This window comes from Myxococcus sp. MxC21-1, assembly GCF_032612255.1.
Classification (GTDB): domain Bacteria; phylum Myxococcota; class Myxococcia; order Myxococcales; family Myxococcaceae; genus Myxococcus; species Myxococcus virescens.
In genome coordinates this window covers 7737057-7751971 of record NZ_CP123278.1, presented here as the reverse complement: position 1 = coordinate 7751971, position 14915 = coordinate 7737057, and the positions used below count along the sequence as shown (strand labels likewise).

Below are 14915 nucleotides of genomic sequence, written 5' to 3'. Positions count from 1 at the left end.
AGGACGTGCGCCAGGCGAGGACGTTCAGAGCGCGTGTCCAGCTTCGCAGCACAGCCTTGGTCAGGGAATTCCTGCGGCAGTGCTTGTTACCCACCAGCGGGCGCGCGACAATCTCCGGCAGCCGGACGTCCATCACGCGCGAGGGGGCCCAGGTGCCGGCGGCCTGCGGATGAACTGCCATGTACATTCCTTGCAGGGACCCTTTCGGCCACCGGGACGAATTTGACGCTTGCAGGCGCTGTGACGTCATTATCTGCACCGTCTGCAATGCCGAAGGCGAGTGCGGTGAGGGGTGTGGGGAGGACTTTGCGATGGAGCTGTCCTCCAACCACCCGCATGAGGTCCAGGTCTTCGAGGTGAACAACCACGGGGATCTCGACGCACTGGTTGTCTACGACGAATACCTGTACGGGTACATTCGCGACATCGAACGAGAGGACTCAAAGGGAGTTCCCTACTTCCATGTCATCTTCGAGTGCATCGATCAGCAGTGGTTCGCCCAGCTCCATGAGGATCTTCGCGACATGCCGCGCTGGAACACGGTGGGGCAGGACAGCAAGTTCTGCATCATGGACCTGACCGTTTCGGCCGACGTGCTGCAGGACATCGTCACCACGGTCGACGGCGACACGCCCTACTTCTTTCCAGGCAACTGGGTGGAGATGGTGGTCAATCGCAACGATGATCCTCGCGACAATCGCCCCCTGGCGGCAGTCGACATCCATTTCGTGCCGCGAGGCGCCACCAACCCGGCCCTGGCTGGGTTGTCCGGCGTCATCGACTCCCGGTGGTTCATGCGCGGCATCGGCCGGGTTCCCGACACGCCCTGGGCGCTGCGGAAGCTGAAGCGCTTGAGCCGAATCTGGGAGGAGGGCTGAACCGTGCCGCTCATCAATCTCAATCAAGGGACCGCCGACGCCCTGCTCCAGCACTGGTTCCCCGTCGGGGCAGCAACCAGACCGCGCTTCGTGGTGGTCGTCGATGTGGGCCAGGGCAACTGCAACGTCGTCTTCAACGACAACTGGCGCCCGTTCATCTACTACGACCTGGGGGGCGGGATGAGCGGTAGTCAGTTCACCTATCCCCACCCAGCGCCCACGTACTGCGTCGACGTCGCCTACTCCCGCGTGATCCAGTCGCACTGGGACGAGGACCACTACCGCGCGCTGCTCGAGCTGTCGAACGCGAATGCCATCAACAACCTTCACATCCTGGCGCCAGCGCAAGAACGGTCGAACATCGCCTGGCGCGCCGCCATCCAGAAGAGCATGACCGCGGACGCGCTGGAGCAGACGCTCGATGGTGCCGGGTGCACCATCCACAAGTGGCCCGACGAGGACTGGCGCAATGCCCCGGTCATGCGCAGGTCCACGCATTCTCACTTCCAAGTCATCAAGTGCTCGGGCAGAGACCCGAACAACGTGGGGCTCGCGCTGCGGATCGAGAACCCCGGGGTGGCTGGGCAATACATGCTGCTCACGGGAGATGCGACGTTCGAGCAATTACCCCACATGGCCAATCAGCGGGTCTTCCGCCACGGAGTGGACCAGCAGTGCGTGGGACTCGTCGCTGGACACCACGGTTCGCCCGTGGGCCATCCCCCGTACGTTCCGCGTCCCAATCGCGCGGCGGAGTACCTGATTGTCTATTCGTTCGGCTGGGGCAATGCGTTCGGCCACCCGAACATCGACGATGGCGTGACGGCGTACGAGAGCCGCGAGTGGGACGACGACCACCGGATGGACACCGGGGGGGCGGAGTTCGCAGCGAAGTACGCGGGGCCTCGGGGCAACGTGGGCATCCTGTGGCCGGGCGCGGCCCGTGGGCCGTGCTACGCGGACGTCGCCAATACGCCGGAGGAGATCAACGGCGCGGCCGTGTCGCTCCTCGCCACGGCCGCAGCGGAAATCGATGTCTACCAGAACGTGCTGGGCACGAGGGCCCAGGTCGCGGTAGGCGCGGCATACCAGGCGGCAATCGAGAGCAACATTCCGCTCGTGGCCAACGCCATGCTTGCCCCCGTGGCGCAGGTGCCTCCGCGCACGCTCGCGCAGCGGGCGGCCGACATGGCGGGATTGGCGGCCACGCATGCCTCGCTCACGGGGGCCCTGGCGACCGTCGTGGCGACGGCGACCGTCGCGTCGCATCCCAATGTTCAGGCCCTGGCCGCCGCGGTCGTCCATTGCGTGATGCACGCCGCCGCGAAGTGCGCCCAGGAGGTCACGAACTTCGTCGAAATCGTGATTGCGGACATGCTGAGCGACCCGTTGAACATTCCGACGCTGCCGAGCCAGGCGAAAGAGGCGGCGGCGCAGGCGCACGGCTGTGCGGCGCACGCCGACACCATCGAGCTGGTACACGACGCCATCCCCACCGACTTCGCGATGCGCGTCGTTCTCGCGGCCCACGCGCGCAACGGGGCCAACGTGCCGACCGCCGCGGAAATCAAGACGGCGGTGACCGCGGCCGTGTGCGCCGCGTCCCAGGCGCGAATTGGTCAGCCGGGTGGCAATTTCTCACAAGGGCCGGCGGAGGCAGCGGCTACCGCGGTGGCCGCGATGGCGGCCATCCGTGCTGACGTCCGCGTGGCAATCGCGGCGGCCGCCGCGCTGGCACCCGCGATTCCCATCAACCCACGGGCGTTCGCACCCGCGATGATCATCGACAACGTGAACGCCAAGCTCCTGCCACGCATCGCCGCCGTGGCCGCCATTTGTGGCACGCCCAGCCCGGCGCTGGCGGAGGTCGCGCGCGCCGCCGTGGCGGCCGCCCGCGTCGCGTTCGCCGGTGCTTGCGGTGCCCCGCAGATTGGGTGCCATCGTCACCCGCGCGTCTGTCCGAACGGGCCTTGCTCGCTCTCCATCCACTACTTCTTCGGCATGTTCCCGGCGTCTGTCTCGACCTTCGCGGGCACGGGCGTGAACGGCGACGTGGGCGACGCAGGACAGGCGGCCGCCGCGCAGTTCAACACGCCAACGCACCTGGAGTACGACGCGGATTGGAACGTGTACGTCTCGGACCCCGGACATCACCGTGTGCGCGTCATCGACGCTTCGGGGGGCATCCGCGCGTTCGCCGGAGACGGCAACCAGGGGTACTTGGGGGACTCTGACGCGCTGGCCACGAACGCCCGGCTCCGCACGCCGGCGGGCCTCGCGGTGGACCCATCACGCAACCGCCTCTTCATCGCGGATTCGGCGTCGCACCGGGTCCGCGAAGTCAACCTGTCCACGGGAATCATCACCACCATCGCGGGGACTGGAGCCCCGGGCTACGGGGGCGACAGGGATCTCGCCACCGCGGCCCTTCTCAACGCCCCCAGCGGCCTGGCGCTCGCGGTGGCAGACAACCTGCTTTACATCGCGGATACAGGCAACCACCGTATCCGCTGCGTCAACCTGAAGACGGGGAAGATCCGGACCTTCGCGGGCACGGGTGTCGCGGGCAATACGGGCGACGGCGGCCCACCTGCCGCCGCGACACTGAACGCGCCGACCGCGCTGGCGGTGGACGCGCGTGGTGGGCTCTACATCGCGGATACAGGAAACCACTGCGTGCGCCTGGTTTCGGCGGGACTCATCACGGCCTTCGCTGGCGATGGGACGCAAGGATTCTTGGGGGACGGCGCAGATGCGGACTCAGCCCAGCTCAACGCCCCTTGTGGCGTGGCGGTCGACTCCGCGGGCAACGTGTACATCGCTGACCGGGGCAACCGCCGCGTGCGGAGAGTGAACGAGGCGGACGGCACGATCAGTACGTTCGCGGGGACCGGCGCCAACGGTAACGGGGGCGACGGCGGGCTCGCCACCGCGGCGACGTTCAACACCGTCTGTGCCGTCGCGGTCGACTCCACGGGCGATGTCTACATCGTCGACAGGGGGCACCACCGGGTTCGCAAGGTCACGGTGGCCGCTGGCACCATCGACGCGTTCGCGGGGAACGGCACGCAAGGGTTTGATGGCGACGACTTTGATGCCAGCGGTGCCGAACTCGACACCCCGCTGGCGGTTGCCTGTGGGCGTGAGGACGTCTTCATCGCGGACTCCGTCAATCACCGCGTCCGGAGGGTGGACGGCGCGGTCGACATCCACACGTGTGCGGGTGACGGCAACAACGCGCACGCGGGCGACGCGAATCATCCCGCTGCGGCGGCGCAGTTGGACACTCCGGGCGGGCTGTCTTACGACCGCGACAACCATGTCCTCTACGTGGCGGACAGCGGGAATCACCGCGTGCGCCGCGTCGACCTCAGGTCCAGCAACATCTCGCTCGTCGCGGGCAATGGGACCCAGGGGTTCGGCGGTGACAATGGTGACGCCCTGCTCGCGCAGCTCGACACCCCCACTGACGTGGCCTATGACTTCAAGGGCGACGTGCTGTACATCTGCGACGAAGGCAACAACTGCATCCGCGCGCTCTCCATCGCTACCGGGACAATCACTACCTTCGCGGGTGACGGCAACGCGGCGTTCGCGGGCGATGGTGGGGCGCCCGCCGCGGCATCGCTCCACAGACCGGTCGCTGTCGCAGTCGACAACTCGCGCAACGTCTACGTGGCAACCGTCGGCGACCACCGTGTCCGCATGATTGAGTATGACGACACCACGGACACCTTCACGATGAACACGCTGGCGGGCACGGGCGTGCAGGGCAATGCGGGGGACGGTGCCGCGGCGAACGCGGCGATGCTCGACACCCCGCAGGGGCTCGCCGTGGATGGCGCGGGCGTGGTCTACATCACATGCACGCCGCAAGCGCGTGTGCGCAAGGTGGAGGAAGGCATCATCACCACGCTGGTGGGCACGGGCGCAGCCGGCTTCGCGGGTGACGGCGGTCTGCCGGGGGCCGCTCAGCTGGATGGGCCTCGCGGCCTGGCGGTGGACCAGGCCGGGCGCAGCCTATTTATCGCGGACACCGGGAACCGGCGGATTCGCCGTGCGATCCTTTGAGCGCTTGAATCGCTTGCCTGGTTTCGGACGCCAGATGCCCTCGAGTGAGGGCGCCTCCTGGCGCGACCGGTAGACGGCGTCGATGCGCGACCGGGTGCCGTCGTCAATCTCGCCACTGGGCTCAAGGCCGAAGTCCGCTTGGAAGGCCATGAGGGCCTGCCGCGTTTCGGCGCCCGCGTCGCCGTCAACGGGGCCCTGTTCGAACCCGAGGTTGCTCAATCGTGCCTGTACGCCTTGGACGGTGGACGGGGGCTTGAGCTTGCCCAGCTCCAGGTTCCACGTACGCGGCGGGAGCCCTTCGGTGAGCCACACCTTGAGGGCCGCCTTGCGCGCCTCCTTGGGGACCAGCTGGTCGACCATGCCGCGGTCGCCCGTGTTTCCGTCAACGGATACCGAGTCGATGGTCAGCCGGTACTTCTTGTGGGTGTACACGCCAAAGTCGTGATTCCGCACCACCAGGCGGATTCGCACCTTTTGTTGGAGAGGGCAGGGCTCCACCGCCGAGTCCACGGGGCGGTCCGGGAAGGACTGCGTCTGGGCTTGGAGGCGGGAAAAGTTCTCTCGAGTGCTCATCGCAGGGCCCCGGCGGTGAGCTCGCAGAGTTGGTCAACGCGTGTGGACGCGGGGACGCCAGAGGCCTTGAGCACGTCGGCGGCCCAAGCATAGCGGGGATTGGTGTCGAACCCGACGCCGAGCGCGAACTGGACGTTGACGAAGCGCGCGAGGTCTCTCTCAGAGGTGAGGCCGTAGGTCCGGCCGCGCGCGATGCCTTCCTCTACGAATTTGTGGAGGTCGGACGGCGACATCGCCTCGCACGTCTCCCGCCAGTGCTGGCGCACAAGGTCGCAGAGCCGCGATTCGAACCGATGGAGAGAAGCCTCTCCGAAGGTTGCCAACTGCGCCTGGCGGATGACGAGCGTCATGGAAGAGAGGATACCCATGCGCTGCCCGGAGTATCCATAGGTCGGATGGATGTGCCGCCGCGGGGGAGGGCCGGTGCTGCGCGGCGCGAGGCAGGTCGCCCTCTCGAGGGCACCAGGGGGGGCGAGGCGGACCGCGGGCTTGGAGGCCCGCGGTCCTTCGCCGCGGCTCGCTAGTCCTTCGTGCAGACGACGTCGTCGACCTGGAGGTGGTCGCGGTCGGCTTCGCTGCGGCTCGGATAGAAGAACAGGCGCCAGTCACGCACGTTGCCCGTGACACGGAAGAACACCGGCTGCCACTCGTCGCTGTCGACGGTGAGGAAGTCGGTGGCCGGGCTCCAGCCGGCGCTCGAGTAGCTGCGATGCCGGATGGTGCCGTGGCCCCGCACCCGGTACGAGCAGGAGTAGTTGCCGCTCGGGATGTTGAACTTCTCGAGCGTGAAGCGCTCGGCGACCTGGATGGGGACCACGAACTGCAGCGCCGACGAACCGCCATGCACCGCCGTCGTATAGCGCACGAGTCGCGACGGCCTGATCTCCGTGCCCGGGTCGGCGACGCCGTTGTCGAGCCCGTACCAGTAGTCCGGGATGAGATGGTTGCCGTGGTAGGGGATGTAGGTGGTGCTCCAGCTTTCGAATCCACCGTTGAGGATGATGTTCGCGGGGTGGTCGGCGGACACGCAGCGTCCGGTCGCCGTGTCGCAGGCCGGCAGCTCACCCACGCAGTCGTACGTGGTGAAGCAGGCTCCCGCGGACAGCTCACACACGCCGCTCGTGGGGTTGCAGCTCGTCGCCGGGTGGTTGCACACGACGCCGGCGCAAGGGTCGCCTTCGACGCAGAGGTGGCTGGCCGTATCGCAGACCGGCGTCTCCGGCGTCCCCGCGCAATCCGCGTGGCGGGTGCAGCGGTCGGCGGCGACCACGCACGTGTTCGTCTCGTCGCAGGCTTGCCACTCGCTGCAGTCCTCGGCGGCGTTGCACCGGCCGGCGAGCGGCTCGCAGGTCGCGGTGGCATTCACGCAGCGCTCCCAGGACTCGCAGCTGACCGCGTCACACGGCTCGGCGGCCCGCGTGCAGCGCACGTCATCGATGCTCAGGTGCTCGCCGCTGGTGTTGCGGATGCTGAAGATGAGCTCGAAGGTGTCGAAGACGTCGTTGGCGAGGTTGAAGCCGTACGCCACCTGCGTCCACGTCGCGCTGTCGACGGCCGTGTAGGACGAATAGCTGGAGTAGTCGTCGTCGAAGAAGGCGTTTCGAACTTCGCCGGTGCCCCGCGCCTGGAAGGTGCAGGCGTAACGGCCCGCGGGCATCGACTTCGCTCCGGTGGTGAAGCGCCGGTGCGTCCCCGAGGTGTTGGTCAGGCGGACCGCGTTCACGCCCTCGTAGGCGTTCGTGGTCACCTTCTGCACGCTGTCCGACGTGATGTTCGACTTGCTCCCGAGCCACATCTCCGGAAGCGCACCGGGCCACTCTTCGAAGCCCCAGTTGTCGATGACGCTCACCTCGGGCTCCACACCCGCGTCAGGTGTCTCACTCCCGGCGTCGGGCGTCTCGCTGCCGGCGTCCGGGATTTCCTCACCCGCGTCGGGCGTCTCGCTGCCGGCGTCCGGGATTTCCTCACCCGCGTCGGGCGTCTCGCTGCCGGCGTCCGGGACTTCCTCGCCCGCGTCCGGCGTTTCCTCACCGGCGTCAGGCGTCTCCTCCCCCGCGTCCGGTGTTTCGCCGCCCGCGTCCGGTCGCGTCTGGCCGGCGTCAGGAGTCACTACGGGATCCGAATCCCCCCCGCAGGCGGCCACGAAGACCAGCAGCGAAGTCAGACACACTCGAAACAACGTCAAAGCAATCCTCCGGTTCGCGGGAACTGGCTTCTCGTACCACACTTCCCGCAAGCGGGACCGAGCCGGCCCCCACGGTGGCGCTGTGTCTGCCTCATGGCGTGGAAGAATTCTGAGAGTCCGATGCTTTCTTGGTTATTCCGCGCTGCGTGGGCGCGTGCTTCCCCGGAAAGCCCCACATGGTGCAACGGGAGACCCAGGTGCGCGCGACCGCGAGCGGGCTGCGCGCGCGACTTCAGCAGCTTCGGCGACACGCGATGTTCACGCCGTGTTTCCACAGGATGGGCTGGAGCTCCTTGTGGATGTCCGCCGCATCGCTGACCAGGTTCACCTTCGCCTATCTGGTCATGCAACGGGTCGACGAGGGCGTGGCATGCGCGGAGAGGTCCTGTCGCGAGCAGGCGGCACCCGCTCCGCCCCGGCGTAAGTGAGCTTCGCGCCGGAGACCGGGCGCACCTGCACGGCGTGCGCCCGGCCCCGCGTGAAATCAGCGTGTGCCTACTCCACGGTCTCCACGGTCAGGCACTTCGCCGGGCCGAACGTGGCCGCGTAGTACGGCGTGTAGAGGTCGGGCCCGAGCGTGAAGTTGCAGGTGTTCACCGCGTCCGGCGACAGCCCCTGGTTCTCCTGCAGGTAGCGCGCGACGTAGTCCCGCACGCCATCCGCGGACGTCCACAGCACGCGGCCTTCCTTGAACATGCTGTACCCGCCACCACCACCCGCGCGGTAGTTGTTGATGGCGACGATGAAGACCTGGTCGTCGGTGACTTCATTGCCCTTGAAGCGCAGGTGCGTGGTCCGCGAACCCGCGGGCTTCGTCAAGTCATAGCCGTATTCGATGTGCGAGTAGAGGTCCCAGTTGTAGTCCGCGATGGAGGGCGAGGTGGCCTTCGCCTCCGCGGGCGTCGGGGGCAGGTTGGCCGGGTCAATGGTGGTGAAGTAGTTGGCGTTCATCTCCACCGCGCGCCGGAGGATGGAGCCGTTGATTTCCATGACGTACAGCGTGTTGTCGTAGATGTAGACGCTGTAGGCGTCGCGCAGGGTGACGTCTCCCTCGGGCAGCGAGACATCGTTGGTGAAGATGGCGCCCAGGGACAGGTCCACGGCGAAACCGGCTTCGAGCGCGGCCTGCTCCTGCACGATGTTGATGAGGTCCCCCAGCGGGCCGTCCACGTAGCGCCCGGCGAAGCCGCCCGGGAACACGCCGGTGGTGGTGCCAATCTTCTGGTTCACGTAGGCGACCGTCGTATCGTGGTGGACCTGGGTGCTCTGGGTGACGGCGGCATCCGCCGCCACCGTGTCGTCCACGACGTGGAGTTGGGCGTCATGGGTGTTCACGCCCCATCGCTCGCCATCCCAGGTGACCTGGAGCTGGACGTCGGCCAGGTGGCTGCCCCAGCGGTTGGGCTGCGTGAGGAGGACCTCGCTACCGTCCACGTTCCGCAGCAGCATCTTCGGAATGGGCTGGTGCGTGTGGCCCGTGAGGAGGACATCCACGCCGGGGACCTGCTGGGCAATCTGGACGGCCTGGTTCTCTCCAGGGAGGTTGCCTCGGTCCGCCCACTTCGAATCATCCGCGTAGTCGGCCAGCCAGGACTCGGGGTTGCTCGCGCTGCCGGTCGGCTGCCGGTCGGGACCGCTGTGGATGGCCACCACCACCACGTCCGCGCCGGCTTCCTTCATCCGCGGCACGTAGTCCTTCGCCGTCTGCAGCGGGTCATCGAAGCGCAGGCCGGCGATGTTCTCCGCGCGCTCCCACGTCGTCACGCCAGGCGTCACCAGGCCGAGGATGCCGACCTTCACGTCACACACCGTCTTGATGACGTAGGGCGTGAAGGCCTCGGAGCCGTCCGCGCTGTTGCGCACGTTGGCTCCGAGCAGAGGGAAGTTGACCTCGTTCTTGAACTTGTTGAGGACGTCCAGGCCGAAGTTGAACTCGTGGTTGCCCAGGGCCATGGCGGCATAGCCCATCTCGTTCATGGCGGCGGCCATGGGATGCTGGGGCGTGTTGTCCACCAGGGCATAGTAGGTGCCCAGCGGCGAGCCCTGGATGGTGTCACCCGTGTCGACGAGCAGCGTGCAGTCCGGGTTCTTCTCCCGCTCCTGCTTGACGAGCGTGGCCACCTTGGCGACGCCGCGCTTCGCGTCGGGCTTCCCGGAGAAGTAGTCCCACGGGAAGATGTTCGTGTGCAGGTCGCTCGTCTGCAGCAGCGTCAGCGTACGAGGGGTGGTGTCGGGTGGGGGCTCGTTGCCGGGCCCTGGATCTTCGCTGGAATCGCAAGCCGTCAACAGCGAGCAGGCACCCACGAGGCAGATTGAAGTCGTGCGCAACGCGCGCGCCCAGGCAGGAAAACGCATCAGGAAACCTCTGCAAAGTTGAATGCCGGGAAGAATCTCCCAGCAGGGCGAGACCCTAACTCATGGCTCTGTCATTCCCGGTGTGTCCCGCCAGTGTCTCTGTGATTCTCGGGATTCGGGAGCGCGACGTTGCAGAATGCCATGCTCGATGAGTTGGAGTCTCACAGAGTGAGAATTGACGCAGGCCGTCTTTGGAGCGGTCGAACACGAGCCGGGCACCCCATGTCTCACCTCAGGCCAGGGCCGCCCCACTCACGCGGACACGCACTGGGGTTCGCGCCAGCGGCCGGCGTCCGTGAATTCCATTCGGATTCATAGAACTCTGTTAGCCATTGTTTCAGGCACTCTGTAGGAGCCGGCTGACGACTTGTCGGCGTGTCATGTCGCGCCTGAAATGACATTGTTTCTGGGTGCGCCGAGAAGCGCCCCCTTGAAGCGCGCTGCTGTCAGGGAGAGACGTTCGGTCCTGGAGGGGCTGGTCGTTCCGGGTGGGGCGTTCGTAGACTCTTGCTGCCTGAGGCTGACATGGCGGGGGACTGACATGGCCGACGAGGTGCGCACCACGCAGTGTTGTGTCGTGGGAGGAGGCCCGGCGGGGATGATGCTGGGCTTGTTGCTGGCGCGGGCGGGGGTGGAGGTGACGGTGTTGGAGAAGCACGCGGACTTCCTGCGTGACTTCCGCGGCGACACCATCCACCCCTCCACCCTGGAGCTGATGCACGAGCTGGGGTGGCTGGATGAGCTCCTGGCCCTGCCGCATCAGAAGGCGCCGGTGTTGCGCTTCCAGCGCGGTGCCCATGACGTGGTCGTCGGAGACTTCTCTCACCTGCCCACGCGCGCGCGTTACATCGCGTTCATGCCGCAGTGGGACCTGCTCGACTTCCTCGCGCGGAAGGCCGCCGAGTACCCGGGCTTCCACCTGCGCCGGTGTGCGGAAGTGACGGATGTGTTGCGTGAGAAGGGGTGTGTCGTCGGCGTCCAGGCCCGGACGCCGGAGGGCTCATTGGAGGTTCGTGCGTCGCTGGTGGTGGCGGCGGATGGCCGGACCTCCGTCGTGCGTCAGCGCGCCGGCCTGGAGGTGGAGGTCCTGGGCGCGCCCATGGACGTCCTCTGGTTCCGTGTCTCGCGCAAGCCCGAAGACCCAGAGGACCCCATGGGCCGCTTCGAGAAGGGACAGATTTTCGTCCTCATCAACCGGGGCGACTCGTGGCAGTGCGGGCGTGTCATCGCGAAGGGCAGCTTCGACGCCTTGCGCGAGGCCGGGCTGGCGGCCTTCCGCGAGGACTTCGCCCGGATGGCGCCCTTTCTGGCGGACCGGACCCACGAACTGGCGACGTGGGACGACGTGAAGCTGCTCACCGTGCGAGTGGATCGGCTGCGCACCTGGTACCAGGCGGGCCTGCTCTGCATTGGCGACGCGGCGCATGCCATGTCGCCGGTGGGCGGGGTCGGCATCAACCTGGCGGTGCAGGACGCGGTGGCCGCCGCCAACATCCTCGCGGGGCCACTGCTCGCCCGGCACGTGACGCCCATGGACCTGCGGCGCGTCCAGGAGCGCCGGGAGTGGCCCACGCGTGTCACCCAGCGGGCCCAGGTCCTCATCCAGAATCGCGTGCTCGGGCCCGCGCTGCGAGGCCCGGCGGCGTCCACCGCGCTTCCCTTGCCGCTGTGGCTGGTCCAGCACGTCCCCTTCCTGCGGCGCATTCCGGCGCGCCTGGTGGGCATGGGCGTACGGCCCGAACACGTGCGCACGCCAGCGGCGCCTCCCAGGGCCTGAGCGATTCAGGCGGGCGTCAAGCCTTGCCCGCCACCTTCGCGGCCCACCACCGCAGGCCCACGAAGAGGAAGCGCCAGTCCTTGAGGAACTCAGGGGGCTTGCGCTCGAAGGCATGGCCCACGAACTGGAAGCTCCACCCGGCGACGAAGAGGGCGGCGGGCACCTTCCAGAGGCGAGGGACGAACGGGGATGCGGCGGCCAGGGGGACCGAGGCCGCAATCATCGGAATGCCCACCTTATGACACAGACGGTTGACTGCATGGGTGTGGCTTTTTGAGTACTCCGAAATCCACTCCTCCCAGGAACGGTCGCCGAGCATGACGCCACGGTATGCACCGTGCGCCCCAGGAGGAAGGTGCCGGGTGCGTGCTCGCCTGGCCAGGGAGGCGTCACGGGCGTGTGATGCTGGAATTCACAAACTCTGCATGACCGCTTTGACTGACGCCGAGCGGAAGGCGCTCATCGAGGCCGCGAACCGGGCCCAGGTTCCCATTCACGCCGAGTAGATTGTGACGGCAAAGTCCGAGGACGTCGCAGCCGTCGCCCGGCTGCCGTCGGATATTGAGCCCACGTCGCTGCGGGTTCGACGCCTGCCAGGACCACTTTTCAACTCAGTCATGACGCATGGTTGGTCACGTCCTCCGCCTGTGTCGCACGCGGGCGCAAGCGGGAGGTCCAGCACTCGCATCGCGTGACGACGCGTGTCGGGATTGAGGTGGGCTACCACTCCGTCATGTCGATGGTGGCGCGCCCCATCAGTTCTTGGATGATCTTCAGGGGAACGACCTTCATTGCGAGGTGGCTCCCGTAGGTGTGGCGCAGGTCATGCCAGCCGGTGATGCCTTCCTCTCGCCAGGAGACGTGTGTTTCTCGTGCCTCATTCCGGGGCACGCACAGGAGGCGTGTCTGCACAGGAAGCGAAGGTGTCTGGCCGCGCTGCTGCTGTCGTTGCTGTCCACGACGGGATGGGCCTCGGAGCCTCCGTTGCCCGAGGAAGAGGTGCCGTCCACCCCTCCGGCCTCTCCCGCGCGCAGGTGGTACTACCTGACGCGCCTGGAGGCGACGACGTTTGCGTTGCTCCGTCGTGCGGGCGCTGGTGATGATGGCTTTATCCAGGTGGAGCCCACCTTCATCATCGACGGGGGCCCCGAGTTCGGCGTCAACGTGGGCGCTCCCGTGCGCTTTCGCCTGTGGGGTGGGGGCGAGAGCGCGGGGATTGTGCGGCGGGAGGACTGGGACTCCCTCTCGGACTGGGGGCAGCTCGTCCGTGGCCTCAAGTTCGGCTCGGACAACGCGCCGATGGGCATCTGGTTTGGCGCCCTGGAGGAACACCGACTCCTCTCCGGGCATCTGGTCCGTCGCTACTCCAACCGTACGAATCCCGACTACCACCCGGCAGGGGGCATCTTCACCGGCGAGTTTGGCCCGCTCTACACAGAAGCCTTTGCCTCGGACGTGCTGGGCGCGCGGCTGATGGGCGCGGAGTTTGCCCTGGACATGGAGCACATCCTCTTCGGCCAGCCCAAGCAACGGGGCCGTTACACGCTCGCGCTGTCCGCAGTGCATGACTGGGGACGGGCAGGTGGACGCGCGGCCTCGGTGACGCTGGCGCATCTGGACGCAACGGCGGGGGTGTTGTTGCGGCCTGACTACGAGGTCCACGTGATTGCCGGGTGGGGCGGCCGTCCGGGGGATGGGGGCGCGTGGGGCGCCGTTGTGGGGGCCGGGGTGGACGTTCTCCAGGAGAAGCTCAACCTGCGTTTGCGGCTGGAGGCGCGACGCCAGCAAGGCGGCTTCCGGCAAGGCTTCTTCGGGGCGGACTACGAGTTGGCGCGTTTCCAGGCTGCGGGCCCGGATGGCGTGCCGCTCGCGGATGCTGGTTTCCCGGACGGCTACTCCGCATTCGGTGAGGTTGAAGTGGGCTGGGACGCCGTCAGCTACGGAGGCCTCTACAGGCACCTGAAGCTGTCGCTGGGCGCGGAGACGTTCTCCTGGGGGCGCTTCGACGTGGACGGGCGCGTGGCGGTGCAGCTCTTCGAGCGCAGCCTGGAAGTGGCGTTGAAGGGCTTGGGTGTGGGCATGGGGCAGCCTGGGGCGCGCTACCTGGGGGCGGCGGAAGTGCGCTGGCGATTCCTGGACGGGAAGCTCTACGCGATGGGGACGGGAGGCACGTTGCTGTTCCCCACGGTGGATGGGACGCTGCGACCGGGGGCCTTCGCTGCGGTGGGGCTGGGGGTGGACAATGCGCGCTAACGCCCTGCTGTTGGTGGTGGCCACGGGGGCGGCTTCGGTTGCGCATGCCTCTGGCCTTGGTGGAACGCTGCATTACGCGCCGCGCGTGGTCACCTTTCCCGCGTGGGTAGAACTGCCGAGCGGCGAGAACCCGCGCGTCCCGACTTTTCTTGCGTCGTGTCCTTCCTCTCTCGGTGGCCGGGGACTCGACGGGGTGTTTACGCGCTATCTCGACCATGGCTCGAAGCAACTGACGTGGCTCCGAGGAACGCTGGGGAGTGCCACGGCGCTGGCGGGAGTGGCGTCGGAGGTCGGGGGTTCAGGAATGGAGCTGAGCCTCCTTCAGATGACGGGGCCCCGGCTCCAGGCCGCGATGTTCGGAACCCTGCTGCTGGCCACGTGGGTGGACTTCCTTCAACTCGCTGATGCCTTGCTCCGCGACTGCCCCATGTGCGGCTCCGAGAAGCTGTTCGCGGACCTGCATCGAGTTCAAAGCAAGGTGACTCCGACGCTGGCGGACCTCGCATCTGGGGACTCGGAGCGGATAGAGGCGGCGGCGACCGGGATGCCCGTGCTGATGGGGGAGCTGACTCACGAGTTCGACACGATTCGTCGGGATGCGCGCTCGGCCATGGAGGTGGGCGGCAAGGTCATGGTGGCGGCGCAGGTGATGGAGCTACTCGCCCTGATTTCCACGCTGAAGATGTCACTCCCCCGGCCTCCCCCAGCAGCCCCCGCGACGCTCAGCGTGGGCCTCGTGATGAGTTCGGGGGGCGTCATGGCGGGCTCTTTGGTGTAGCCCCCTGAAGAGTCGGACAGGCTCGTTCGGCTAGAAAGCGAGTCT

11 protein-coding genes are annotated in these 14915 nt (G+C 67.2%); 5 read left to right on the top strand and 6 right to left on the bottom strand.

Features of this window, described 5'->3' with window-relative positions; genetic code table 11:
* Positions 1-311 precede the first annotated feature (311 nt).
* Positions 312-878, top strand: a complete 567-nt coding sequence (locus QEG98_RS34550; protein ID WP_316564341.1) for a hypothetical protein — start codon at positions 312-314, stop codon at positions 876-878.
* A gap of 3 nt (positions 879-881) precedes the next feature.
* The gene (locus QEG98_RS34545) at positions 882-4949 is read left to right on the top strand and encodes a hypothetical protein (protein ID WP_316564340.1); all 4068 of its coding nucleotides are present in this window, start codon (positions 882-884) and stop codon (positions 4947-4949) included.
* Here the strand turns inward: QEG98_RS34545 and QEG98_RS34540 are convergent.
* The 4 genes from QEG98_RS34540 to QEG98_RS34525 form a co-directional block, all read right to left on the bottom strand.
* Entirely contained in the window at positions 4899-5522 is a 624-nt protein-coding gene (locus QEG98_RS34540) for a peptidoglycan-binding domain-containing protein (protein WP_316564339.1), read from the bottom strand. The two genes, QEG98_RS34545 and QEG98_RS34540, sit on opposite strands and share 51 nt — an antisense overlap.
* Positions 5519-5872 carry a hypothetical protein gene (locus QEG98_RS34535; protein ID WP_316564338.1) on the bottom strand — a complete coding sequence of 118 codons (354 nt, stop codon included), beginning with the start codon at positions 5870-5872 and terminating at the stop codon, positions 5519-5521. Before QEG98_RS34535 ends, QEG98_RS34540 begins: the two co-directional genes overlap by 4 nt.
* Positions 5873-6042: 170 nt before the next feature.
* Complete coding sequence (locus QEG98_RS34530; RefSeq protein WP_316564337.1) at positions 6043-7632, bottom strand: invertase recombinase-like protein; 1590 nt, start codon at positions 7630-7632, stop codon at positions 6043-6045.
* A 570-nt stretch (positions 7633-8202) separates the two neighbouring features.
* Positions 8203-10062 carry a bifunctional metallophosphatase/5'-nucleotidase gene (locus QEG98_RS34525; RefSeq protein ID WP_410477884.1) on the bottom strand — a complete coding sequence of 620 codons (1860 nt, stop codon included), beginning with the start codon at positions 10060-10062 and terminating at the stop codon, positions 8203-8205.
* 541 nt (positions 10063-10603) lie between these two features.
* Here QEG98_RS34525 and QEG98_RS34520 point away from each other — a divergent pair.
* On the top strand, positions 10604-11839 hold the full coding sequence (locus tag QEG98_RS34520) for an FAD-dependent oxidoreductase (RefSeq protein WP_316564335.1): 1236 nt from the start codon (positions 10604-10606) through the stop codon (positions 11837-11839).
* A 16-nt stretch (positions 11840-11855) separates the two neighbouring features.
* Here QEG98_RS34520 and QEG98_RS34515 read toward each other — a convergent pair whose 3' ends face one another.
* Together QEG98_RS34515 and QEG98_RS34510 are read right to left on the bottom strand one after the other, a co-directional pair.
* A complete protein-coding gene (locus tag QEG98_RS34515; protein ID WP_316564334.1) occupies positions 11856-12158 on the bottom strand; it encodes a DUF962 domain-containing protein in 303 nt (100 codons plus the stop codon).
* A 401-nt stretch (positions 12159-12559) separates the two neighbouring features.
* Entirely contained in the window at positions 12560-12730 is a 171-nt protein-coding gene (locus QEG98_RS34510) for a tyrosine-type recombinase/integrase (RefSeq protein WP_410477883.1), read from the bottom strand.
* A 93-nt stretch (positions 12731-12823) separates the two neighbouring features.
* Here QEG98_RS34510 and QEG98_RS34505 point away from each other — a divergent pair, with 93 nt between their 5' ends.
* Positions 12824-14092, top strand: coding sequence for a hypothetical protein (locus tag QEG98_RS34505; protein WP_316568012.1), 1269 nt, complete (start codon positions 12824-12826; stop codon positions 14090-14092).
* A gap of 304 nt (positions 14093-14396) precedes the next feature.
* On the top strand, positions 14397-14870 hold the full coding sequence (locus QEG98_RS34500; protein WP_316564333.1) for a hypothetical protein: 474 nt from the start codon (positions 14397-14399) through the stop codon (positions 14868-14870).
* Positions 14871-14915: the final 45 nt, after the last annotated feature.

Coding starts and splice junctions, on each gene's coding strand:
- QEG98_RS34550 (WP_316564341.1), top strand. CDS start 312: ATGGAGCTGTCCTCCAACCACCCGCATGAGGTCCAGGTCTTCGAGGTG.
- QEG98_RS34515 (WP_316564334.1), bottom strand. CDS start 12,158: ATGCTCGGCGACCGTTCCTGGGAGGAGTGGATTTCGGAGTACTCAAAA.
- QEG98_RS34525 (WP_410477884.1), bottom strand. CDS start 10,062: ATGCGTTTTCCTGCCTGGGCGCGCGCGTTGCGCACGACTTCAATCTGC.
- QEG98_RS34535 (WP_316564338.1), bottom strand. CDS start 5,872: ATGACGCTCGTCATCCGCCAGGCGCAGTTGGCAACCTTCGGAGAGGCT.
- QEG98_RS34520 (WP_316564335.1), top strand. CDS start 10,604: ATGGCCGACGAGGTGCGCACCACGCAGTGTTGTGTCGTGGGAGGAGGC.
- QEG98_RS34500 (WP_316564333.1), top strand. CDS start 14,397: ATGGAGCTGAGCCTCCTTCAGATGACGGGGCCCCGGCTCCAGGCCGCG.
- QEG98_RS34540 (WP_316564339.1), bottom strand. CDS start 5,522: ATGAGCACTCGAGAGAACTTTTCCCGCCTCCAAGCCCAGACGCAGTCC.